Annotated in this window: 1 protein-coding gene and 1 pseudogene; one reads left to right on the forward strand and one right to left on the reverse strand. The window is 41.3% G+C overall.

Going from position 1 to position 1,738, the window contains the following annotated elements; all coding sequences use genetic code 11:
• Positions 1-197: 197 nt before the first annotated feature.
• Positions 198-317: pseudogene (locus NE638_RS17715) on the reverse strand (helix-turn-helix domain-containing protein); the annotation flags it as partial.
• Between the two features lie 269 nt (positions 318-586).
• Between NE638_RS17715 and NE638_RS17720 the strand changes: the two are divergent.
• A complete protein-coding gene (locus NE638_RS17720) occupies positions 587-1,609 on the forward strand; it encodes an ABC transporter substrate-binding protein (protein ID WP_015527373.1) in 1,023 nt (340 codons plus the stop codon).
• Positions 1,610-1,738 lie beyond the last annotated feature (129 nt).

Consider the following 1,738-nt stretch of genomic DNA (forward strand, 5'->3'; position numbering starts at 1 on the left):
TGCAGATAGTATAACAGGCAAATGTCCGAGAATTGTTACAAGGACAAATATATTTATTATTTTACAGCTTTTTTCTGTGTACTGCAATTTTATATAAAGAAAGGACAGCAGTGTCAAATTGCTGTCCTTACGGCTTATTATAGCTGGTAGTGTATAAGCGTGGGTTCATCATATTTGGTGTGGTATCTTTAACTATGGGAAACTCCGTTCTCCCATTTATTCACCGCTGGAGTAGTTACTCCTAAGCGGTTTGCCATTTCCTCCTGGGTGAAACCAGACTCTTTTCTATATTTTTTTATCACATTTCCAATATTCATCCTAATTCTCTCCTGATTGAAATTTCAAAAGCTTTTGTGATTAAATCATAGCAGGATTGGAAATTGAACACAATTGAATTGTTGTTAAATAAAATTCATATTTTTTAACTGATGGGAAAGTTGATCGTGATCAGCAGTTGGTTTTTTGGGCATATCCTAACAAAAGGAATCATGGAGACTGTGTTTTACGATACTTTGTATGTTTCCCTGGTCACCAATTAATTAATTATGCATACTCTAACAGAAGAAGTCTGTAAAGGAGTATCTGCATGAAAAATAAAAAATGGATTGCACTGGCGGCAGCAGTTGTGCTGGCGGTGACGGCGCTGCCAATGGGAGTATTTGCTGCGAAGAAAGACAGCACAGAAGAGAAGCTTACAAAGGTTACACTGAATGAAGTCGCACATTCAATCTTTTACGCACCGCAGTATGTGGCGATTGAGGAGGGATATTTTGCGGAGAAAGGTCTGGATCTGACGCTGGTGACGGGATTCGGAGCAGATAAAACGATGACTGCTGTGATTTCCGGTGAGGCAGATATTGGATTTATGGGCGCAGAGGCATCTGTTTATGCTTATCAGGAGGGCGCCACGGATCCTGTCGTAAATTTTGCACAGTTAACCCAGCGTGCGGGGAATTTTCTAGTGGCAAGAGAAGAGATGCCTGATTTCAAATGGGAGGATCTAAAAGGAGAGAAGGTTCTTGGCGGTCGTAAGGGCGGAATGCCGGAAATGGTATTTGAATATATACTGAAGAAAAACGGCATGGATCCGCAAAAGGATTTGATCATCGACCAGAGTATTGATTTCGGTTCCACAGCAGCAGCTTTTACAGGTGATGATTCCGCGGCATATACAGTAGAATTCGAACCATCTGCGACCATTCTGGAAAAAGAAGGAGCAGGCTATGTAGTTGCATCTCTCGGAGAGGCATCCGGATATGTACCATATACATCCTACAGTGCAAAGGCAAGCTACATGAAAGAAAACCCTGAGATCATCCAGAAATTTACCGATGCACTTCAGAAGGGAATGGACTATGTGCAGAGTCATACGCCGGAGGAAATCGCAGAAGTGATTGCACCGCAGTTCAAGGAAACAGATCTTGAAACCATCACTGCCATTGTAAAACGTTATTATGACCAGGATACCTGGAAAGAAAATCTTATTTTTGAAAAAGACAGCTTTGAGCTTCTGCAGGATATCCTGGAAGATGCAGGTGAGCTGACGGATCGTACAGCGTATGAAAATCTGGTGCAGACAGAGTATGCGCAGAAAGCATGTAAAAATTAAAAAATAGTTTAGAAAGTTTAAAAAACATGGGAAAAACCTGCGGCATTTATCCAATGCGTCGTAAAACCCCTTGTTTCAGCTATGGGGATATAAGACGCGTCCATCGAATTTATGCAAGTAATTGAAGAT

Source organism: Blautia sp. MSK.18.38, assembly GCF_024460535.1.
GTDB lineage: Bacteria > Bacillota > Clostridia > Lachnospirales > Lachnospiraceae > Blautia_A > Blautia_A fusiformis.